Origin of the sequence: Streptomyces sp. NPDC053076, from assembly GCF_044546845.1 — a bacterium.
In the GTDB taxonomy this organism is placed as follows: Bacteria; Actinomycetota; Actinomycetes; order Streptomycetales; family Streptomycetaceae; genus Streptomyces.
The window spans coordinates 1,611,545-1,631,965 of the sequence record NZ_JBITZL010000001.1 but is presented as its reverse complement, the minus strand read 5'-3'; the positions used below and the strand labels follow the sequence as shown (position 1 = coordinate 1,631,965).

The window sequence follows — 20,421 nt, the reverse complement described above, 5'->3', positions numbered from 1 at the left end:
CCCACCTTCCAGCTCCGTAGCCCTGGGAGCACTTCCGGCTGAAGCCACGAGGGAGCGGTCATGGACGGCACCGACAGTGTGACCGTAGGCGTACTGGGCTCCTACGGGGGACGGAACGTGGGAGACGAGGCGATCCTCACCGCCCTGCTGGACCGGATCCGGGCCGGCCGGCCGGACGCCCGCTTCGTGGTCTTCTCCCGCGATCCCGGGCACACCCGTTCGGTCCATCCGGATGTCGAGGTCGTCGCCTGGGAGGGCGTCTGCCGGGAGGACGTCTCCGAGCATCTGCGGCGGCTGAGCGTACTGGTGCTCGGGGGTGGCGGGATCCTCTACGACACCGAGGCCCGCCGGTACCTGCGGATGGCCCGCACCGCCCAGAATCTGGGCGTGCCCCTGTTCACGTATGCCGTGGGGGCCGGGCCGCTCACCGACGAGACGGACTGCGCGTGGGTGCGAACGGTGCTCTCCGACGCGGTCGCGGTGACGGTGCGTGACGAGGAGTCGAAGCTCGTGCTCGAAGAGGCCGGACTCACCCGGCCGATCTCCGTCACCGCCGATCCGGCGCTGCTGCTGGAACCCGGCGACCGCGGTGCAGCGCTGCTGCGAGCGGAGGCCGTGCCACGCGGCGTGCGCCTGGTGGGAATGAGCGTGCGGGAGCCCGGACGCGCGGCCGAACACCTCGACGAAGAGGGATACCACCAGCTTCTCGCGAGCGTGGGCGACTTCCTCGTCCACCGCCTGGACGCTCATGTCGTCTTCGTCTCCATGGAACGCGGCGACATCCGGCACGCGCACTCCGTCGCGTCCCGGATGGCGGAAGCGGACCGCTGCACGGTGCTGCACGGCGACCACGGGCCGCAGGAGGTCCTCGACATCGTCAGGGAACTGGACCTCGCCGTCGGCATGCGGCTGCACTTCCTGATCTTCGCCGCACTCGCCGGGATCCCCCTGCTGCCCCTGCCGTACGCGGGGAAGGTCTTCGACTTCGCCCAGCGGATCGGCGCGCCCGCGCTGCGTGGTGTGGTCAGGGAGACGGCGGGACTGCTGCTGGCGGAGGTGGACCGCCTGTGGGACGAGCGGCACACCCGCGCCTCCGCCGCCGCCGAGCGCACGGCGTCGATGCGGCTGCGGGCGGCCCGGACCGCCGAGCTGCTCCTCACCTACCTGGACGGCACCGCCGCGCTCGACGTCGTCCACCGCGGCACGCCGGTGCCCGCCTCCACCGCGGGCTGAAGCCGCCCGCCGCCGAGGGGAGTGACCGTGTCCTGTCTGAGAGCGCCCCGTGTCCCGCGCGAGGTGGAGCTGCCACCACGCCGGGCGCTGCACGCGGGATCCACCCAGGTGCTGGTGATCGGTGGTGGACCGGCCGGTATCGGCGCGGCGCTCGGTGCGGCCAACGCGGGCGCCGAGGTGGTCCTCGTCGAGCGCTACGGCTTCCTCGGCGGCAACGCCACCGCGGCGCTGGTGATGCCTCTGATGAGCTTTCACAACGAGGTCAGGCAGGCCGTGGCCGGGGACACCACGCGTCTGCTGCCGCCCGACCACGGCGAGGGCGAGCCAGTGGTCGGCGGGGTGCTGTGGGTGCTGCTCGACCAGCTCGTGCGCGCCGGAGCGGCGATCCGGCCGTCACTGGAGACCGGCTACACCGTGCCCTTCGACGCGGAACTCTTCAAGCTGGTGGCGTACGAGCTGCTGGAGAGCCACGAGGTGCGCACGCTCCTGCACGCCTTCGCCTCCGACGTCCTGAGCATGCCGGACCGGGCGCGTGCGGTGTTCGAGACCAAGTCGGGCCCCCTCGTGCTGGACGCGGACGTGATCGTCGACTGCACGGGGGACGGCGACATCGCCGCGGCGGCGGGGGCCGCGTACGAGATCGGCCGGCCGGAGGACGGCTGGACACAGCCCATGACGCTGATGTTCCGCATGGTCCGCTTCGATCACGAGGAGTTCACCGGCTACACCCGCGCCCACCCCGACCAGTGGAGGGGCGTGCACGGGCTGTGGGACCTGGTCCGGGCCGCGACCGACGCCGGAGAACTGGACCTGCCCCGGGAGGACATGCTGTTCTTCGCCACCCCGAACGCCGGAGAGGTCGCGGTCAATTCCACGCGTGTCACCGAGGTCCTCGGCACGAGCGTCTGGGACCTCACCCGCGCCGAATTCACGGCTCACCACCAGATGGCGCAGATCGCCCGTTTCCTGCGCGACCGCGTGCCGGGTTTCGCGGACTCCTACGTCGTCCAGAGCGGCGTCCAGGTCGGCGTCCGGGAGACCCGCCGGATCACGGGCGACTACCAGCTGACGGGCGAAGACGTCCTCGCGGCCCATAAGTTCGACGACGCCGTGGCCCGCGGTGCCTACCCGGTCGACATCCACAACCCGAGCGGTCGCGGCACCACGCTCAGACGGCTGCCGCGCGGAGAGTCCTACGACATCCCGCTGCGCTGTCTCCTGCCCCGGGGCCTGGACCGGGTACTGGTCGCGGGGCGCTGTATCTCCGGGGACCACGTGGCCCACTCCTCCTACCGCGTCATGCCGATCTCCATGGCCACCGGACAGGCGGCGGGCGTCTGCGCGGCCCTGGCGGCGACGCGGGGCCGGCAGCCCCGCGACGTACCGGTGAGCGCGGTCCAGCGGGAACTGCGCGCACAGGGCGCGAACCTGCCCTGACGCCGCCCACGCTGTCGAGGATGTGTGACAACGCGGCTCACACCCCTGCTCATGGTGCGGTGCGCCAGGCGTCCGCCGCCTGCTCGGGGGTGCCGGTGTTCCAGTCGAGACGCAGGACGGCGAGGTCGTCGGTGTGCCGCTCGGCGTTGAGGGCGCGGGTCCGGGCGATGAGCTGATCGAGGTGGGCGCCGGGGTCGGGCGTGTGGATCGCGTCGATGATGCGCAGCAGGCCGTCGACGCCGAGCCGGGCGCCGGTGCTGTCGGCGAAGCCCTCGACGAGGCCGTCGGTGTAGGCGACGAGCGCGCCGCGGGCGGGCAGCGAAAGCGTGGTGGCGGACCACTTGCCCAGTCCGGGCGCGATGCCGAGGGCGATGCCGTGGGCCGCGGTGATCTCCTGAGCGCCCTCGTCGGTGATGAGGAGCGGTTCGTGGTGGCCGGCCAGGTGCACGGTGGCGGTGGCCGCGTGCGGATCCAGCCTGATCAGGGTGCAGGTGGTGAACAGGTCGTGGTCGGCGCGCTCGGCGATGTGGATCTGTTCCAGGAGGTGCAGCAACTGCTGGTCGCGGTGGCCGCCGAGGGTCAGGGCGCGCCAGGCGATGCGGAGGCAGACGCCGAGCGCGGCCGCGTCGGGGCCGTGGCCGCTGACGTCTCCGATGACGGCGTGCACCTGCCCGTCGTCGGTCTGCACGACATCCAGGAAGTCACCTCCGAGCAGGGCCTGCGCCCGCCCCGGGAAGTAGCGGCTGGAGGCGGTGACACCCGTCGACGAGAGCAGGGGCTCAGGCAGCAGCCCGCGCTCCAGGCGTGCGTTCTCCGCGGCGCGCAGCCGCCCGATCTGCAGGGCGGCGTTGGCGCGTTCGGCCTGCTTTCGCTGGACGGCGTAGCGGACGGCGCGCTGCATCAGGTCGGGATCGACCTTGCCCTTGACGAGGTAGTCCTGGGCGCCGGCGGCGAGGGCGTCGACTCCCGCACGGGGTTCGTCCAAGCCGGTCAGGACGATGATGGCGGCCTGGGTGTCCGCCTGGATCGCCTGGACCGTCTCCACGCCGGACGCGTCGGGCAGGTGCAGGTCCAGCAGAACACAGTCGAGGACTGCCGACGCCAGTGCCGCACGCGCGTCCGCGGCCGTGTGGCAGCGCGCGAGGGTGTGCGGGAGACCGGTGTCGTGGAGGAGTTCCTCGACGAGGAGGGCGTCGCCGTCGTCGTCCTCCACCAGGAGGATGCGGAACCCGTCTCCGGGTCGCTCGGGCCTTCCGGTCACGGTTGCGGCTCTTTCACGCCGCCGGCATCGCACGGCTCGGTCTTCATGGCGGTGCGCATGTCTCCCTCGGCGATCGGACCACGATTGTCGTTCGGCAACCACACTGTACCCACGGCCGGACAACACACGTTGTCCTCGACGAGATCAACGCCTTAGTCTGGTGCCATGCCTGGTTCAGTTTCGCCGCCCCAGCCGTCCGGAGAGACGATCGCGCTGGTGACTCAGGTAGTGGACGAGCTCGCCCGGCGTCTGGCACCCGACACCCTGCCGTCGCCGCCGGAACACCGCGACACGCTCGACCATGCCCGCCGACAGGCCCTGGTGCGGCTGCGGATCCTCACCGGCGTCAAAGAGGCGCTGCGGCACCTGGAGGATCAGGCGGCCCGGGCCGCGGCCGACGGTGGCGCGGGCTACCCCGAGATCGGCCAGGCAATGCGCATGAGCCGCCAAGGAGCCCGGCGCCGCTGGCCCGGGCTCATCACCAACAGCACCCCCCGTCCGAACCATCGCCCCACATACCGGAGCTCGTGAATCATGGCTGCCGCCGCAACCCGCCCCTACGACGTGCTGCTGGTCGAGGACGACGTCGCCGACGCGATGCTCATCCAGGACGCCCTCACCGAACGGGGTGCGCGTCATCTCACCCGGGTCTCCGACGGCGTCGAGGCCCTGGAGTACCTGCGCAACCCGGACAACGAGCGCCCGGACCTGATCGTCCTCGATCTCAACATGCCGCGCATGAACGGCCGCGAGTTCCTGGCCGTGGTCAAGGAGGACGCCGATCTGCGGACCATTCCGGTCGTCGTGCTGACGACGTCCGCCGCTCCCGACGACGTCACCGGCGCGTACCGGCACCACGCCAACGCCTACGTCACCAAGCCGGTGAACCTCGAGGAGTTCGAAGCGGCGGTCCGCAGCATCGACGCCTTCTACCTGGACGTCGCCGTCAAGCCCCCGAAGGAGTAGGGCAACGCCCCCGAAGGAGTAGGGCAACGCCGCGCCCCGCGCCTCTCGCCGAAGAAGGCGGAGGCGCGGGGCGCGGCGTTACCGGGGACGTGTCGCCGGCGCAGCGGCCGGAGGCGGGACACGCGGGTCGGTCGGTTTCTCGTACCCGGAGGTTCAGTGGGTGCTGAGCATGCCCTCGCGAAGGCGGCCCAGGAGGCGCGAGATCAGGCGGGAGACGTGCATCTGGGAGACGCCGAGGCGTTCGCCGATCTGGGCCTGCGTCAGCTCCTCCACGAACCGCCAGTGAATGATCTTGCGTTCGCGTTCGTCGAGTTCGGCGATCAGCGGTGCGAGTGCGTGGAAGTCCTCGACCAGTTCCAGGGCCGCGTCCTCGTTGCCGATGAAGTCCTGGAGCGCGGCCTCGCCGTCCTCGCTGCCGCTGATCGCCGCGTCCAGGGAGGCGGACTTGTAGCCGTTGGAGGCCAGTTGGGCCTCGACCACCTCGTCCTCGGGGAGGGACATCAGCTCGGCCAGTTCGCCCGTGGTCGGCCTACGGCCCAGCCGGCTGCGCAGTTCCTCGTTGGCCCGGGCCAACTGGACGCGGGCCTCCTGAAGACGGCGCGGGACGTGCACGGCCCAGGAGGTGTCACGGAAGAACCGCTTGATCTCGCCGACGATGTAGGGGACGGCGAAGGAGGTGAACTCCACCTCGCGGGAGAGTTCGAACCGGTCGATGGCCTTGATGAGGCCGATCATGCCGACCTGGACGATGTCCTCCATCTCCTCCGGCCCACGGCTGCGGAACCGGCCGGCCGCGTAACGGACCAGGGACATGTTCATCTCGATCAGCGTGTTGCGCGCGTACTGGAACTCGGGCGTTCCCTCTTCCAGTACCGCCAGCTGGTCGAAGAACAGCTTCGACAACTCCCGTGCGTCCTTCGGCGTCACCTTGGCCGGGTCCGCCACCTCCGGCACGTCCACGGTCTGCCCGGTGCTCTGCACGGTTGTCGTCGCCATGATGCGCCCTCCCGCTCGATCCTCGCCCCCGCCGGCTCATTGTCCGACGACCAGCCGCCTACCCCGGCTCACGGCGTGCATGCCTGGGCATCGCGAACGCTCGGCGGACCGTGTCAGCGTGCGTCGTCCTCGCCGAGACTGCGGACGACCTCCTTGACCTTGGCGACAGCGAATCCCCATCCCTGCTCGACGGTCGGCTTGGCCGGGACCGCGACCTCGTCCGGGTTGGTGAGCACGTCGAGCAGTACCGGCCCGGGGGTGTCGAGGGCACGGCGAACCGCTTTCTCCAGTTCGGTCGGGTCGGTGACGCGGATTCCGGTCATCCCCAGGGCCGTGGCCACGGCGGCGAAGTCGGGGTTGTCCAGGACCGTGCCGAACTCCGGAAGCCCCGCCTGCTCCTGTTCGAGTTTGACCATGCCCAGCCGGCGGTTGTCGAAGACGATCAGCTTCACCGGGAGCCGATACGTCTTCAGTGTCATCAGGTCACCGAGCAGCATGCCGAGCCCGCCGTCCCCGCAGAAGGCCACGACCTGACGCTCACGGTCCAGGCACTGGGCACCCAACGCCTGCGGCATCGCGTTGGCCATCGAACCCAGGTTGTAGGAACCGATCAGCCGCCTCTCGCCGCGCATCTCCACGAACCGTGAGAGCCACACCGTCGCCATGCCGGTGTCGGAGGTGAAGACAGCGTCGTCGGCGGCCAGCCGGTCCACCACGGCCGCCAGCGCCTCCGGGCGGATGTCATGGGCGCGGTTGTCCAGCGAGGAGCGGATACGCCCCATCAGTCCCTTGTCATGGGCCGGATCAGCGAGCCGTGCCTGTCCCTCGCGCCACCGGTCGAACCGCTCGCGCGCCTTCTCCAGGTGCGAGCGGTCCCGGGCGCCCTCCGCGTCGGCGGGAGGCGCGGCAAGGTGGGAGAGGAGGTCACGAACGGTCGCGCCCGTGTCGCCGACGAGACCGAGGTCGACAGGCACCCGCCGCCCGATGTGGGTGGCCTCGCTGTCCACCTGGATGACGGTCTTGCCCTCCGGATACCAGTCCCGGTAGGGGAAGTCGGTCCCCAGGAGCAGCAACGTGTCCGCGTCCTGGAGGGCCGACGCGGCGGCCGGATTGCCGATCAGCCCGGTCTGGCCGACCTGGAACGGGTTGGCCTCGCCCTCGAAGCCTTCCTTGGCCTTCAGGGTGAGAACCATGGGAGCGGCCAGCCGGTCGGCCAGGGCCAGGACGTCCTCGCGAGCGGCACGGGCGCCCCGTCCCACCAGCAGCGTGACCCGTTCGGCGGCGTCGAGGAGTTCGGCGGCCTGCCGTACGGCCGCCTCGTCCGGCCGGCTCACCGGGGCGTGCAGGGAGAACCTGCCGGGGCGGTCCGCGCTCACCTCGCGTTCACCGAGGTCGCCCGGCACGGTCAGGACGGCCACGCCCCTGCGGCCCAGAGCGTTGCGCACCGCCGTCTCCAGCATCTGCGGCAGCTGGTCGGGTGAGGTGATGGTCGCCCGGAAGACGGCCACGTCGCTGAAGAGGGCGTCGTTGTCGACCTCCTGGAAGTAGTCGCTGCCGAGTTCGGCGAGGGGCACCTGGCCGGCGATGGCCAGGACCGGGGCGTGGCTCTTGGCGGCGTCGTACAGGCCGTTGAGCAAGTGGACGGAACCGGGCCCGACCGTGCCCATGCAGACGCCGAGGGTGTCCGTGAGCTGCGACTGGGCACTCGCGGCGAACGCCGCCGCCTCCTCGTGCCGGCATCCCACCCACTCCAGGCCCTCCGTGGTGCGGATGGCGTCCGTCAAGGGATTGAGCGCGTCTCCCACGACGCCGAACACCTGGCGCACGCCGAGTTCGCTCAGTGCGTCCACGATGACGCGGGCAACGGTTCGGGCCACTTGAGTCCTCCTGGGATCAGACGGTGAAACGGTCAGGGTCGGCGGCCTTCCAGTCGGCCGCCCAGGTGCTGGGCGGCTCGGCGAGCAGACGCCCTGGTTCCAGCCACTCGTACAGCTCCTCGTAGGAGCGTTCGGTGTAGGGGTCGATGCGTCGCCGCAGCATGTGGGGGCGCAGCTCGGCGGGATCGGTGACGCCCATGGATGCCATGAGCTGCAACGCGCTCGCCACGGTCGCTTCCTGGAAGCGCTGTACCCGCGGTGTCTTGTCGCGGACGTCCAGGGCGCGGGCGCGCCGCGGGTCCTGCGTCGTGACGCCGGTGGGGCAGGTGTTGGTGTGGCATCGCTGCGCCTGGATGCAGCCGACGGCGAACATCATGGCCCGTGCGGCGTTGCCGTAGTCGGCGCCCTGCACCAGGCGCTTCACCAGATCGGTGCCGGTGGCGATCTTACCGCTCGCCCCGATCCTGATCCGGTCGCGCAGACCCGTGCCGACGAGGGCGTTGTGCACGGTGAGCAGGCCCTCGGTGAGGGGAGCGCCCACATGGTCGGCGAATTCCAGGGGCGCCGCGCCGGTTCCGCCCTCGGCGCCGTCCACGACGATGAAGTCGGGAGCCGTGCCCTCTTCCAGCATGGCCTTGCAGACGGCGAGGAACTGCCGGCGCGAGCCCACGCAGAGCTTGAAGCCGGTCGGCTTGCCACCGGCCAGTTCCCGCATGCGTGCGATGAAGCGCACGAGTTCACGCGGTGTGGAGAAGGCCCGGTGGTACGGCGGTGAGATCACCGTCCGCCCTTGGGGCACGTCCCGTACCCGTGCGATCTCGGCATTGACCTTCGGTCCCGGCAGCACCCCGCCGATCCCCGGCTTGGCTCCCTGCGACAGCTTCAGGGACACGCACTTGACGTGGTCGTGCGCTGCCTTCTGCGCGAACTCGCCGGGATCGAAGTCGCCGTCCTCGGTGCGGCAGCCGAAGTATCCGGTGCCTATCTCCCAGATCAGGTCACCACCCGGCCGCAGATGGTACTCCGACAGGCCGCCTTCACCGGTGTCGTGGGCGAAACCCCCGGCGGCGGCCCCTCCGTTGAGAGCGAGCACGGCGTTGGCCGACAGCGACCCGAAACTCATCGCCGACACGTTGAGCAGCGCCATGTCGTAGGGCCGGCCGCAGTCGGGGCCGCCGATCCGTACCCGCGGGGGTGTGGTCGGCACCGGACACGGAGCCATCGACGGAACCAGGTACTCGTAGCCCGGCTCGTACACGTCCCGTTCCGTGCCGTACGGCTGCTCGGCGTCGGTTCCCTTCGCCCGCTCGTAGACGATGTCGCGTATGTCCCGGTCGAAAGGCCGGCCGTCGTAGTTCCGCTCGATGAAGTACTGCTGCAACTCGGGGCGGATCCGCTCGAGCAGGAAACGCGCGTGCCCCAGGACGGGGTAGTTCCGCAGCACCGAGTGCCGGCGCTGGAGCAGGTCCCGTGCACCCAGCAGTCCCAGCAGCGTGAGCGGTACGGCGGCGAACCACCACGAAGCCGACATTCCGACCGCGGCCACGACCGCCGCCATGCCGGCGACCAGGGTCAGGGTGACGATTGCCATGCGTCTGTCCATGCCGCTCGCATGCCCCGGCAGTCGACTCTCTCGCCGGATTCCTCACGGTGGACAGTGTGACGAACGTCTCAGTGCAGTCGTGGTCGCGCGGCTGCGGACGGAGGTTCGGCTCGACGGACCACACCACGCCGCGCGCCGCGCCACCACAGGAAGGTCGCGTCCTGCGGGAATGCGTCCGCGCCAGACCGGTTCGTGCACGTGGACGGGCGCCGGTTCGCATGCCGGTCGGCGAAGTCCTGGAGCATCGAAAGGATCCGCCCCGGATTGTCTCCGGACTGCCGCTGGTCGATCCAGGTGATGTCCCGGTAGGTGGAGCCGAGATCCAGGCTCCGGCGGCGGTCACCGCCGTGGCGCGCCCCGCGGCCGGGGCCGGGCGGACGCGGGGAATGCGGCGGTGGCGGCAGGGCACGTGCTTGTGCGGGCTCACCCGGCCAGGGCGGGCCCGTGACTCGTCTTCGTGTTCAGGAGGAGATCCGGCGTGGTCCTCGACGGCATATCCGCACCCGCTGTCCCTGGCAGCGCGCCGGACGCAGCAGCCCGCAAACAGCGCCTGCGCCGCCGACTGGAGCGACTGATCGGTGTGGCCGCCACCGAAGGAAACGATCTCGTGCCGCTGCGCAACGGCAACGAGATCTTCCCCGCGATGCTCGCGGCGATCCGCTCGGCGCGGCACACGATCGACATGATGACGTTCGTGTACTGGCGTGGCCAGATCGCCCGGGACTTCGCCGTCGCCCTCGCCGACCGCGCCCGCGCCGGGGTGCGCGTGCGCCTGCTGCTCGACGGCTTCGGGGCCAAGGAGATCGAAGGGGACCTGCTGGACCTGATGGACACCTGCGGTGTGCAGGTGGCCTGGTTCCGCAGACCCGTCTGGCTGTCGCCGTTCAAACAGAACCACCGCTGCCACCGCAAGGCCCTCGTCGTCGACGAGCACACCGCCTTCACCGGCGGCGTCGGCATCGCGCAGGAGTGGTCCGGCGACGCCCGCGGTCCCGGCGAATGGCGCGACACACACGTTCAGGTCCGCGGTCCGGCCGTGGACGGCATCGCAGCCGCGTTCGCGCAGAACTGGGCCGAATGCCACGACGAGCTCTTCGACGACCGTGACCGTTTCACCGAGCACCCTCAGGCCGGCTCGGCGATCGTGCAGGTCGTACGCGGATCCGCCAGCATCGGCTGGCAGGACATGCAGACACTCATCCGCGTCATGCTCACGTCCGCGGAGGAGCGGTTCCGTCTCGCCACCGCCTATTTCGCTCCCGACACCTACTTCATCGATCTGCTGTGCCGGACCGCCCGGCGCGGTGTGCGCGTCGAGATCCTGCTGCCCGGTCCGCACACCGACCAGCGCGCCTGCCAGCTCGCCGGTCAGCACCACTACACACGCCTGCTGGAGGCGGGCGTGCACATCCGCCAGTTCCAGCCGACCATGATGCACGCCAAGATCATCACCGTGGACTCGGTCGCGTCCCTCATCGGGTCCACCAATTTCAATCGCCGGTCCATGGACCACGACGAGGAGGTCATGCTGGCCGTCCTGGACGAGACGTTCACCGCCGCGCTCGACCGCGACTACGAAGCGGACCTGGAGCGCAGCGTGGACATCGATCCCGCGCGATGGAGGCGGCGGGCGCTCGCCCAGCGCGCCAAGGAGGCCGTCGTCGTCCCGGTCCGACGTTTCCTGTGACCTGCTGGTGGGGGTCCTCGTCGCATCGGGACCGGACGCCCTCCCGGTCGCCCGAGGGAACCGCTGCCGGGCCGTGACCGTCATCATTCCTTAAGAAGGGGTACAGCGGGTAGACGGCGGAAGTCCGACAGCAACAACCTGTACTCGACAACGCACCGATGCACAGGAAGATCATGGTCATCCCGCTTAGGAATCAGGCGACGGATGAGCAGGACCAGACCGCGACGTGGCGCTATGGCGCCGTCTGGGACACTCATGGGACGTCCATCACGGACGCCCGGCACGCCGTACGCACCCTGCTCGCTCAGGCAGGACACCCTCCCGACCGCCGGCCCAGCCAGGACGCCCAGCTCGTCGTCAGCGAACTCGTCACCAACGCCCTGCGCCACGCCCCCGGCCCCGGGGGGCTGCTCCTGGAACTCACATCGGATCCCGCCCTGCTGCGGATCACCGTCCGCGACAGCTCACCGAGGCCACCGCGGCCGATGGCCCGCAATCCGCACCGCATAGGAGGCCACGGCCTGCACTTGATCAGCCGGCTCTGCGACCGGTTCCAGACCGTCCTGCTCGGCCAGGGCAAACACGTCATCGCGGAACTGGGCCTGCACAGGACCACGCTTTAGCCGGGGCAGGGCGAAGCGGCCGCCCCGGAGCCGTCGGCGATCAGTCCGTGCTCAGTCCGTGCGCGACCGCGGCGGTGGCATCATCGCCCAGCGGATGGTCCTGGTCAGCACCTGCCCCGTGGGGCGTACGGCGATGTCCTCGACCAAGGGGAGCCGGGGCAGCCACAGCATGTTCCGGGCCCACGGAGGAAGCAGCGCCACCGCGTTCGCGGCCAGCCCGGCGTAGAACGGCCGCGCCGCGAGCGGCAGCGGAGGCCGCAGCAGCAGGAAGCGTGCGGCGGCACGGCTCTCGGGAGTGACCCGCAGTTCGGGGCGGTAGGCGGCGAGGCGCTCGGTCAGGGCACGGCGGTCACGAGGCGGGTCGACGACCCCCAGTGCCTCGGCCACCCGGGCGGTGTCGGCGACGTAGCCGTCGTAGCCGGCGGCGTCCGCCGGGTGGGCGCCGTAGCGCTCGTGAGCGCGCAGGAAGCAGTCCGTCTCGGCGGCGTGCACCCAGCCGAGCAGATGCGGATCGGCCGCGTGATAGGCGAGCCCCTGGCCGGTCGTGCCGCGGATCCGTTCATGGACGCCGCGGACGTGGTCGACGGCGCGCTGGGCGTCCTCGGCGGTGCCGTAGGTCGTCACCGCCAGGAAGGTGCTGGTGCGCTGGAGCCGGCCCCAGGGGTCGCCCCGATAGCCGGAGTGGGCGGCCACGGCGGCCATGGCGAGCGGGTGCAGCGACTGCAACAGCAGGGCGCTGATCCCGCCGATGAACATCGAGGCGTCGCCGTGGACCGTCCGGATCGGGCGGTCGGGGCCGAACCAGCGCGGGCCCGGGGTCTGGTGGATGCGGGCGCGGCTGACCGGCCCGTCGGGACCCGCCACCCGCCGGAACAGTGCCCTGCCCAGGTGCTCGCGCACGTCCATGAACATCGCCGCCTCCCGTTCCCCCGTTCAGTGTCCGTCATGGGTCCGCGTCCGTGACGACTTCCGCCTGCGGCACCCACGGCGGGTGCGGGGCGTCGTCGCCCCTTTCGCGCGGCACGGAGTGGTCCATGCGGGGAAGTCGTCGCCGTTCCGCGCCGCGCGAAGTGGCCCGTGCGGGGAAAGCCGTTCGCCCCTCCGCGCGGTACGGAGTCGGCGTCGTTCACCCGGACGGAGCAATTTCGTCGCCCCCGGGGCGCCCGGACGCATGACCGGGCCACCGCAGGTCAGACATGGGACGTGAACGAACCGGAATCGCGCGGCCCGTTACCGGCCCCGCGCGACCCACCCTCGTCCGACCTCGTGTTCACCGCCGACTTCACCTCCACGACACAGTGGGTCGCGGGTCGCTCCTGGGCCTATCCCGGAGGCGGCCCGGTCAATCCCGGCGACGACAAACTGGACTACCTGGTGAGCGACCCCCACTACAGCCGATCGGGCACGTTCCGCGCCACGCGCCGACCGGACGGCAGGTGGGACACCGGCCTGCTGACCACGGAGGACAGCGAGGAGGGCTTCACCGTCCGGGCGGGGGACGTGCTGGAGGCCCGCGTGCGGCTGCCCCGGGAGACCGGCGCCTGGCCGGCCATCTGGACCTGGCGCGACGGCGACCAGGAGATCGACGTTTTCGAGTATCACCCCGACAACGCGAACGTACTGGAGTTCACCAACCACGTACACGGCGCGAACCGCTGTCTCCACGACGACGCCGTCCAGCCAGGTGCCTGGGTGGACCTGCGCACCGAGTTCGGGTCCCGCTCGGTGGTCTGGTGGCTCAACGGCACGCCGGTCTTCGCCGACCGGCGAGGCGTGGGCCGCGCCTGGCACGCCTACCTCATCGTCAACCTCTCCGTCTGCGCCGGGCGTTACCACCCGGCGCCCCCCTCCGAGACGACCGAGATGACCTTCGAGGTGAGCAGCCTGGTGGTACGGCGCCCCTCCACGGGCGGCGCACCGCACGGCGCGGCGGCCGCCCACAGCCCGGGGACGGCGACCGCGGAACAAGGCGGGGAGGAGCAGCCGGCGGGCTCGTAGGCCCCGGGGGCGCTCCCCCGGCAGTGACCCGAACAGCTACTTTCCGGCCGTCATCCGGTCCCCTGCCGCATCCGGTGCCGGTCCTGGGCGGGAAACGTTGCATGAGCGTCCCGTCGTGGGGCGCGAGGCCGCGAGGAGGAGCGACGTGAGCAGCAGGCGGGACACGGAGCGGTGTGACGTCGTAGTCGTGGGCGCCGGACTGGCGGGGCTGGCCTGTGCCCGGGATCTGCGGGCGAGGGGGCTTCGGGTAAGCGTGCTGGAGGCCCAGGACAGGGTCGGCGGGCGCATGCGGACCGACCGGGTGGAGGGCTGTGTGGTGGACCGTGGATTCCAGGTCTTCAACACGGCCTACCCCCAGGTGCGCCGGCGGCTGACGCTCCAGGAGCTGCGGCTGCGCCCCTTCACACCCGGCTTCCTGGTGCACACCGGCCGCGGGCGGCTGCGGTTCGCCGATCCGACGCGGGCGCCCCGGCAGGCGCTGCGCGGGCTGGTGGGCGGTGTGGCCGGCCCGCGTGACCTGACGGCGCTGGCCGCGGTCACCGGCTGGGACATGCTCGCCCCCGCCGCGCTGGTCCGGCGGTCGCGGGACACGTCCACTCGGCGCGCCCTGTCCGCGGCCGGGTTCAGCGAGGGCTTCGTCGAACGCTTCTTCCGCCCGTTCCTGTCCGGGGTGTTCCTGGAGGAGGACCTGGCGACCTCCAGCCGGTTCTTCCACCTGGTCTGGCGAAGCATGGCGCGCGGCACGATCTGCCTGCCCGCCGGGGGCGTGGCGGCCGTGCCGGAGCAGCTGGCCTCCGGACTGCCGCCCGGCACGCTCGCTCTGGAGTCGTCCGTGACGGCTCTCACGGACGACGGTGTCGTCGTCGACGGAGGACGTGAAGTGGCGGCACGCGCCGTGGTCGTGGCGTCGAGTCCCGCGGCGGCGGCCGGGCTGCTGCCCGGCCTGCCCCGTCCGCCGTACCGCACCGTCACCACCTACTACCACCTCGCGGCCCGCTCCCCGCTGCGGGAGCCGACCTTGTTGACGGACGTGCGACGCCGTTTCGCGAACAGCTGTGTGCTGACCGAGGTGCACCCCGGTCATGCGCCCCGGGGGTACGCGCTGGTGGCGACCTCCGTGCTGGACGAAGACGCCGCGGGACGGGAGCGGACGGTGCGGGACGCTCTGGCCGAGTGCTACGACACCGACACCGCGGGCTGGGAACTGCTGACCGCGCGTACGGTCGCCGAGGCGCTGCCCGCGATGGAGCCGGGGCTGCCGCTCAGTCGCCGCACCCGCTGGGCGGCGGGGCGGTACGTGTGCGGCGACCACCGGGCGACGGGATCGGTGCAGGGGGCGCTGGCGTCGGGGGCGCGGGCGGCCCGGGAGGTGGCGGCGGACCTGTCGGCGGCGTGACCGTCGGGCGATGGACAGCCTGGAGGAGGAGTTCACGCCGTGAGCGTTCACGCGGTGGCCCCCGCCCGGTCGGACGACGGCCACACGTAGGGCAGGTCGTCCGGGACGTCCGGGAACACGTCCGCGTAGGTCTCCCGGTCCTTGCGGACGAGCGCGGACCGGTGGCTGCGATGGAACGCCTCGTCACCGAGCCACGGCGGCAGTTCCCCGGCCTCGGCGAGCGCGGGCTGGTCGCGCACGGAGGCGCCCGGGCGGTCGGCCGCGTATCCGGCGATCAGTGACGCGGCACAGCTGTCCTGGTGTCCCCGCTCCCGCCACACCCGGCAGATCTCCAGCCCGTACCGGACCAGGGCCTCCTCGTATCCGCTCCACATGCGCACGGCGGGATGCCTGCGCCAGCCGTATCCGGGGACGGTCAGGCCACGCAAAACCTGGAGCGCCTCGACCCGCTGCTTGCCCAGGCGTCGACGGTCCAGAAGCAGCGCGGAGCGCCGGAAGTCGGAGTCGGGCAGGAAGGTCTGCATGGCGCCGTCCTGGGGTGGGTGCGTGGAGGGGGGCTTCATGTCCGGGTGCCTGTCCCGCAGGCCGTGAGGTTGCTTCTCCGCCGGCTCAGAGGGCGTGCCGCGCCGCGGCGTGGTCGGCCTCGCCTCCGGCGCCGAGCAGTCCGGTCGGTGTCAGTGGGTCCTCGGCCTCCAGCCGGAGCAGGTGCCGGCGGGCGACGCGCAGCACGACCGGCGGCAGGGCGGCACGCACCGGTTGCACCAGCCGCAGCCAGGGCGGTGCGTACACGGCTGTCCGCCGGTGTTCCAGGCCGCGCACGATCCGGGCGGCCACCTCCTCGGCGCCGTACACCCGGCGGGCGGGCCCGGGCATGTGGCCGCGCAGTTCGCGCAGCACGGGGTACCGGTCGGCGTCGCGCACCATGTCGGTGTCGGTCCAGTTCAGGTAGGCGATACCGACGGCGACGCCGTGCGGGGCGACCTCGGCGCGCAGCGCGTGCGCGAAGGCTTCCACGCCCGCCTTGGAAGCGCAGTAGGCGCTCATCATCGGAGCGGCGCCGAAGGACGCGAGTGAGGCGATCTGGAGGTAGTACCCGGCCGTGGCCCGCAGGTCCGGCAGGAAGACCCGTGCGGTCTGGGCGCTGCCGGTGAGGTTGACGTCGATGACCCGGCGCCACTCGGCCGGGTCCGTGTCGGTGAGCGGGCCGCCCGCCGCGACACCGGCGTTGGCGATCACGACGGAGGGTGGCCCGAGGCGGTCTCTCACCTCGCGCGCGGCCCGCTCCAGGGCCGGCAGGTCGGTCACGTCCGCCTCGATGGCGAGTGCCTGTGCGGGCAGCCGTGCGGCCAGCGCGTCCAGCCGGTCCTTCTCGTGCCCGAGCAGGACGGGCCGCGCTCCTCGCCGGGCGACTTCGCACGCGAGCGCGGCTCCCACGCCGCGCGCGGCACCCGTCACCACGACAGTCCGGTTCGTCAGAGGACTGCTTCGCACGGCGCCTCCCTGATCGCTGTCACCTGTCCGTCTGTCCCGTCTGTCCGTCCCTCCGTGTATCTCTTCCTGTCCCTCCGGGCGACCGGATGCGCCGTCGGCCGGATGTCCGCCCGGCGTTCCCGTCCGGCGCGCTCCTGTCGGCATTCCCGTCGGCGCGCTCCTGTCAGCGCAGCGTTTCCGTCCGGTGCGGTCCCCTCAGCGTTTCCGTCGGCGCGCTCCCGTCAGCGTTTCCGGCCGGTGCGGTCCCGGCGGGCGAGGAGCCGCTGGGCGCCGGCCAGAGGGACGGCCCGGTGAGCGCGCAGCGCGGCTCGGGCAGCGTTGGCGCCGGGGGCACCGTGCACCCCGCCGCCGGGGTGGGCTCCGGCCGAGGCGAGGAAGAGACCCTTGACAGGGGTCTCCGGACGCCCGGCGCCGGGTACGGGGCGGAAGACGAGCTGCTGGTGGAGGGCGGCCGTGCCGCCGTTGATGGCGCCGTCGGAAAGGTTGGCGTCGAGTGCCTGGAGAGTGGGCGGCGCGAGGACGCGCCGGGCGCGGACGAGGGAGCGGAAACCCGGGGCGAACCGCTCCACCTGGCGTTCCACCCGGTCCGCCATGCGCTCCTGGTCCGCCGGACCCCAGTCGCCGCTGATCCCCTCGCCGCCGGCGTCCGCCCGGATGTCACGCGGGACGTGGGTGTACGCCCAGGCGGACTCGGTGCCCGCCGGGGAACGCGAGGGGTCCGCCAGGGTCATCTGGCCGAAGAGCAGGAAGGGCCGGTCGGGAACCTGGTGCATGGCGATCTGCGCCGCGAAGCGGGTCAGCTCGTCCAGGCCGTCGGCCAGGTGAACCGTCCCGGCGCGGCGGGCCTCCGCGGCCTGCCACGGCACCGGCCCGTCGAGGGCCCAGTCCACCTTGAAGGTGGCGAAGTCCCACTGGAAACGCCGCAGATCCTCCAGCAACTGTGCGGGCAGGTGCTCGCGGCCGACGAGATCCCGGTAGAGGACGGGCACGGCCACGTCGGCGAGGACGGCCCGGCGAGCGGCCACCGTCTCCCCGGCGTCGGTGCGCACCGCTACGGCCCGGCGGTCCCGGATGACGACGCGCTGCACCCGTTCTCCACAGCGGACCTCTCCACCCCGTTGGCGCAGCCGCCTGATCAGCGCTTCGGTCAGGGCCCCGGCACCGCCGACCGGCACCGGGAAGCCGTACGTCTGCCCGAGCATCGACATCAGCCAGCCGAAGCCGCCGCTGCCCGCCGCTTCGGGGGCGAGATCGGCGTGCAGGGCGTTGCCGGCCAGCAGCAGCTTGCCGCCCTCGCCGCGGAACTCCTCCTCCCCCAGTCGACGCACCGGCAGGACGAGCGACCGGGCGACGCGCAGACCACCCGCTGCCCGCAGGGACCACAGCAGTCGCGCGGACGACCGGACCGGCGGGAACGGGGTGAACAGGGCGTTCAACAGATCCGGGTGCAACGTCCGCCACAGCTCGAACAGCCGCCGCCAGGCCGCACCGTCGCCGGGTGCGAACGTCTCGACGGAGGCGGCCGTCGTGTCGATCCGCCGGTCCAGCACGGCACACCGGCCGTCACTGAGCGGATGGGCGAGCACGTGCGGCGCGTGGCTCCAGCGCAGCCCGTGGTCCTCCAGGCGGAGCGCGGAGAGTACGGGGGATGCCGCGGCCAGGGGGTAGAAGGAGCTGCAGAGATCGTTGACGAAGTCGGGGTGGACTTCTCGGTCATGACGGACCGCACCGCCGGGGTCCGGCTGCTCTTCGAGTACCTGGACGCTCCACCCCGCGTCCGCCAGCAGGTTGGCGGCCACCAGCCCATTGGGTCCCGCCCCGATCACCACGGCATCAGGCACGGCCGGTCCCCTCGGCGCCGGATGCCTGCCGCACGGACGGCTGCGGGCGCCTGGTCGGGGCGTCCTCGCAGCACCGGGCGAGCCGGGCGAGCATGGAGCGGTGGCGCACCTGGATCAGCGCCTCGACGGCGACGTTGTGCACGACCGCTCCGGGCCCCCGCAGTGGATGCTCGTCGGCGATGATCAGGCAGTGGTCACCCCACTCGCGCAGCTCGATCGAGAATCGGGCCGTGCCGAGGGGGCCCGCGATGATCTCCAGTTCCAGGAGGTGGCCCTCGCGGCAGTGCCGTACGACGGTCTCGTTGCCGAGCCGGAACGGCCCCAGTCTGATCTCGTACTCGAGGGTCGCGTCCTTCTGCGGCCACTGACCTCGCTTCGGCCGGGACTCACCGGTGCCGACCACCCATTCCGCGTACCGGTGGCCGTCCGCGAGTACCTCCCAGACCGCGGCGGGGTCGGCCTTGATCACACGATGCCGAACAGCCATGCACGCCTCCGGGTCAACAGCTGGTCATGGGCGTCACCGAGTGCCCAGGAGTGCGGCGGCCGAACCGTCTCGCCCCCCACCCACCCCGGTCGGCGCCCACCCGCCTCGGCCCCACCCACGCCCGATCCGCGCCCCCCGCCTCGGCCCCACCCACCCCCGATCGGCGGCCGAAGCGTCTCGGCCGTCCAGGCGTGCCCCGGCGGCCCTGCGGGCAACCGGAGGACAGGGACGCCTGGACAGGCAGACACGGCCACGGAGGAGGTCGGCAATGGTGTGGTGGGGCTGGTTGGTCCTGTTGCTCGCGGTGATCGGACTGGTGGTCACGGCGGCGCTGTCGGTACAGGCGAAACGCCGTGCCGGGACGGTGATCGCGGTGCGCGGAGGTCGTCGGTCCGGGCGGGGAGATCTGTGGTGATCACCCTGATGCTCGCTTCGGACCTGACCGGGCGTGAGGTCGTGACCCTCGGCGGCGACGCGGTGGCGCGGATCAAGGACACCGTCTTCGACTCCCGGGCCGGCCGGATCACCGGCTTCACCCTCAGCGGCCGGGGGCTGCTGGCCGGACCGCTCAAGCGGAGTCTGCCATTCTCGGCCGTACACGCTCTCGGGCCCGCCGCCGTGATGATCCCGAGTCAGGCGGTCCTCGACGGCCGGGACGCGGTCCTGGGGTCCGACGCGGCCGGACGCGGCCCGGTGATCGGTGCGCCGGTCATCACCGACCAGGGCACCGAGATCGGCACCGTGCGCGATGTGGTGGTCGAGGCCGGCACCAGCGGGGACGTCGTCGGCTTCGAGATCACCGCCGACGATCACCTCCACAGCGGACGTCGCAAGATCTTCATTCCGCGCGGGCAGACGCTGGCCGTCTCCGGCGAGGCCATGGTGGTACCCGCGCAGGCACGCCACTTCGTCGCCGAGGAGCTGCCCAGCTTCGGCGCCCAGGTGGAGGCATTCCGGGCGGGCGTCGCCGAACCGCACGCGGACTCCCCCGCACGCGAAGGAGGCGTCGCATGATGCTCTTCACGCGGACCAGGGGCCTGCCGGTGATCACCGCCGAGGAGGCGGCGACCCTGGGCACGGTGGACGACCTGACGATCGACGTCCGTACCAGGAGCGTCGCCTGTCTGCGCCTGGCGGGAGCGCCGAAGAACCGAGCGGTCCTCGGCTGGGGCGCGGTGGAGGCGGTGGGGCACGACGCGGTGATCGTGCGCTCGCGGGACGCCGCCGAGTCGGTACCGGATGACGCGCCGGAGCACCGCGGAGCCGTCGGGAGCCGGGTTCTGACCGAGCACGGCGTCGAGCACGGGACCGTGCGGGACGTCGCCTTCGACCCCGTGTCGGGCAAGGTCATCACCCTGTACACCGCGCTCGGAGACATCGCGGGAGACCGCCTCATCGGCCTCGGCTCCTACGCGGTGGTCGTCCACGCCGAGCGTGGCTGAACCGCCTGATGGCCGTCCATGCGGCGCAGCGAGTGGCGCACCGAGTGGCCCGACGCGCCGGTGCGCGCCATCGGCTGAACCGC

The 20,421-nt window shown here is 71.8% G+C and carries 19 protein-coding genes; 10 read left to right on the top strand and 9 right to left on the bottom strand.

What is annotated here, in order from left to right:
- Window positions 1-60: 60 nt before the first annotated feature.
- Both ACIGYR_RS06645 and ACIGYR_RS06640 read left to right on the top strand, forming a co-directional pair.
- Window positions 61-1,233: a polysaccharide pyruvyl transferase family protein gene (locus tag ACIGYR_RS06645; RefSeq protein ID WP_391837136.1), complete on the top strand. Its 1,173-nt coding sequence runs from the start codon at window positions 61-63 to the stop codon at window positions 1,231-1,233.
- A 27-nt stretch (window positions 1,234-1,260) separates the two neighbouring features.
- On the top strand, window positions 1,261-2,670 hold the full coding sequence (locus tag ACIGYR_RS06640) for an FAD-dependent oxidoreductase (protein WP_399601928.1): 1,410 nt from the start codon (window positions 1,261-1,263) through the stop codon (window positions 2,668-2,670).
- Between the two features lie 49 nt (window positions 2,671-2,719).
- Here ACIGYR_RS06640 and ACIGYR_RS06635 read toward each other — a convergent pair whose 3' ends face one another.
- A complete protein-coding gene (locus ACIGYR_RS06635; RefSeq protein WP_399601926.1) occupies window positions 2,720-3,931 on the bottom strand; it encodes a PP2C family protein-serine/threonine phosphatase in 1,212 nt (403 codons plus the stop codon).
- A 216-nt stretch (window positions 3,932-4,147) separates the two neighbouring features.
- Between ACIGYR_RS06635 and ACIGYR_RS06630 the strand changes: the two genes are divergently transcribed.
- Window positions 4,148-4,462, top strand: a complete 315-nt coding sequence (locus ACIGYR_RS06630; RefSeq protein ID WP_399601923.1) for a hypothetical protein — start codon at window positions 4,148-4,150, stop codon at window positions 4,460-4,462.
- A gap of 3 nt (window positions 4,463-4,465) precedes the next feature.
- Complete coding sequence (locus ACIGYR_RS06625) at window positions 4,466-4,897, top strand: response regulator (RefSeq protein ID WP_399601922.1); 432 nt, start codon at window positions 4,466-4,468, stop codon at window positions 4,895-4,897.
- A 153-nt stretch (window positions 4,898-5,050) separates the two neighbouring features.
- On the opposite strand, the gene ACIGYR_RS06620 is transcribed toward ACIGYR_RS06625, so the two are convergent.
- The 3 genes from ACIGYR_RS06620 to ACIGYR_RS06610 form a co-directional block, all read right to left on the bottom strand.
- Window positions 5,051-5,893 (bottom strand): RNA polymerase sigma factor SigF, encoded by an 843-nt coding sequence (locus tag ACIGYR_RS06620; RefSeq protein WP_399601919.1) that lies wholly within the window; start codon window positions 5,891-5,893, stop codon window positions 5,051-5,053.
- A 113-nt stretch (window positions 5,894-6,006) separates the two neighbouring features.
- A complete protein-coding gene (locus ACIGYR_RS06615; RefSeq protein ID WP_391837148.1) occupies window positions 6,007-7,770 on the bottom strand; it encodes a thiamine pyrophosphate-dependent enzyme in 1,764 nt (587 codons plus the stop codon).
- Between the two features lie 16 nt (window positions 7,771-7,786).
- Window positions 7,787-9,361: an FMN-binding glutamate synthase family protein gene (locus ACIGYR_RS06610; protein ID WP_399601916.1), complete on the bottom strand. Its 1,575-nt coding sequence runs from the start codon at window positions 9,359-9,361 to the stop codon at window positions 7,787-7,789.
- Window positions 9,362-9,851: 490 nt separating this feature from the next.
- Between ACIGYR_RS06610 and ACIGYR_RS06605 the strand changes: the two genes are divergently transcribed.
- Entirely contained in the window at window positions 9,852-11,060 is a 1,209-nt protein-coding gene (locus ACIGYR_RS06605) for a phosphatidylserine/phosphatidylglycerophosphate/cardiolipin synthase family protein (protein ID WP_399601914.1), read from the top strand.
- 158 nt (window positions 11,061-11,218) lie between these two features.
- Window positions 11,219-11,683 carry an ATP-binding protein gene (locus ACIGYR_RS06600; protein ID WP_391837152.1) on the top strand — a complete coding sequence of 155 codons (465 nt, stop codon included), beginning with the start codon at window positions 11,219-11,221 and terminating at the stop codon, window positions 11,681-11,683.
- Between the two features lie 51 nt (window positions 11,684-11,734).
- Here the strand turns inward: ACIGYR_RS06600 and ACIGYR_RS06595 are convergent, their stop codons facing one another.
- A complete protein-coding gene (locus ACIGYR_RS06595) occupies window positions 11,735-12,595 on the bottom strand; it encodes an oxygenase MpaB family protein (protein WP_391837154.1) in 861 nt (286 codons plus the stop codon).
- 291 nt (window positions 12,596-12,886) lie between these two features.
- Between ACIGYR_RS06595 and ACIGYR_RS06590 the strand changes: the two genes are divergently transcribed.
- Both ACIGYR_RS06590 and ACIGYR_RS06585 read left to right on the top strand, forming a co-directional pair.
- Complete coding sequence (locus ACIGYR_RS06590; protein WP_399601911.1) at window positions 12,887-13,681, top strand: beta-glucanase; 795 nt, start codon at window positions 12,887-12,889, stop codon at window positions 13,679-13,681.
- 145 nt (window positions 13,682-13,826) lie between these two features.
- Window positions 13,827-15,077: an NAD(P)/FAD-dependent oxidoreductase gene (locus ACIGYR_RS06585; protein WP_399601908.1), complete on the top strand. Its 1,251-nt coding sequence runs from the start codon at window positions 13,827-13,829 to the stop codon at window positions 15,075-15,077.
- Between the two features lie 47 nt (window positions 15,078-15,124).
- Here the strand turns inward: ACIGYR_RS06585 and ACIGYR_RS06580 are convergent, their stop codons facing one another.
- The 4 genes from ACIGYR_RS06580 to ACIGYR_RS06565 all read right to left on the bottom strand — a co-directional run bounded on the left by ACIGYR_RS06580 (window position 15,125) and on the right by ACIGYR_RS06565 (window position 18,896).
- On the bottom strand, window positions 15,125-15,601 hold the full coding sequence (locus tag ACIGYR_RS06580) for an MSMEG_6728 family protein (protein ID WP_399602353.1): 477 nt from the start codon (window positions 15,599-15,601) through the stop codon (window positions 15,125-15,127).
- An 85-nt stretch (window positions 15,602-15,686) separates the two neighbouring features.
- On the bottom strand, window positions 15,687-16,568 hold the full coding sequence (locus tag ACIGYR_RS06575) for an SDR family oxidoreductase (RefSeq protein ID WP_399601905.1): 882 nt from the start codon (window positions 16,566-16,568) through the stop codon (window positions 15,687-15,689).
- A gap of 221 nt (window positions 16,569-16,789) precedes the next feature.
- Window positions 16,790-18,409, bottom strand: a complete 1,620-nt coding sequence (locus ACIGYR_RS06570) for a phytoene desaturase family protein (RefSeq protein WP_391837162.1) — start codon at window positions 18,407-18,409, stop codon at window positions 16,790-16,792.
- Window positions 18,402-18,896, bottom strand: a complete 495-nt coding sequence (locus tag ACIGYR_RS06565; protein ID WP_399601902.1) for an SRPBCC family protein — start codon at window positions 18,894-18,896, stop codon at window positions 18,402-18,404. The genes ACIGYR_RS06570 and ACIGYR_RS06565 overlap by 8 nt, the downstream gene beginning before the upstream one ends.
- A gap of 411 nt (window positions 18,897-19,307) precedes the next feature.
- On the opposite strand from ACIGYR_RS06565, the gene ACIGYR_RS06560 reads away from it, so the two are divergent.
- Both ACIGYR_RS06560 and ACIGYR_RS06555 read left to right on the top strand, forming a co-directional pair.
- Window positions 19,308-19,910, top strand: coding sequence for a PRC-barrel domain-containing protein (locus tag ACIGYR_RS06560; protein ID WP_399601900.1), 603 nt, complete (start codon window positions 19,308-19,310; stop codon window positions 19,908-19,910).
- Entirely contained in the window at window positions 19,907-20,338 is a 432-nt protein-coding gene (locus tag ACIGYR_RS06555) for a PRC-barrel domain-containing protein (RefSeq protein ID WP_399601897.1), read from the top strand. Before ACIGYR_RS06560 ends, ACIGYR_RS06555 begins: the two co-directional genes overlap by 4 nt.
- Window positions 20,339-20,421 lie beyond the last annotated feature (83 nt).

Coding starts and splice junctions, on each gene's coding strand:
- ACIGYR_RS06645 (WP_391837136.1), top strand. CDS start 61: ATGGACGGCACCGACAGTGTGACCGTAGGCGTACTGGGCTCCTACGGG.
- ACIGYR_RS06625 (WP_399601922.1), top strand. CDS start 4,466: ATGGCTGCCGCCGCAACCCGCCCCTACGACGTGCTGCTGGTCGAGGAC.
- ACIGYR_RS06620 (WP_399601919.1), bottom strand. CDS start 5,893: ATGGCGACGACAACCGTGCAGAGCACCGGGCAGACCGTGGACGTGCCG.
- ACIGYR_RS06610 (WP_399601916.1), bottom strand. CDS start 9,361: ATGGCAATCGTCACCCTGACCCTGGTCGCCGGCATGGCGGCGGTCGTG.
- ACIGYR_RS06600 (WP_391837152.1), top strand. CDS start 11,219: ATGCACAGGAAGATCATGGTCATCCCGCTTAGGAATCAGGCGACGGAT.
- ACIGYR_RS06595 (WP_391837154.1), bottom strand. CDS start 12,595: ATGTTCATGGACGTGCGCGAGCACCTGGGCAGGGCACTGTTCCGGCGG.
- ACIGYR_RS06580 (WP_399602353.1), bottom strand. CDS start 15,601: ATGCAGACCTTCCTGCCCGACTCCGACTTCCGGCGCTCCGCGCTGCTT.
- ACIGYR_RS06565 (WP_399601902.1), bottom strand. CDS start 18,896: ATGGCTGTTCGGCATCGTGTGATCAAGGCCGACCCCGCCGCGGTCTGG.
- ACIGYR_RS06555 (WP_399601897.1), top strand. CDS start 19,907: ATGATGCTCTTCACGCGGACCAGGGGCCTGCCGGTGATCACCGCCGAG.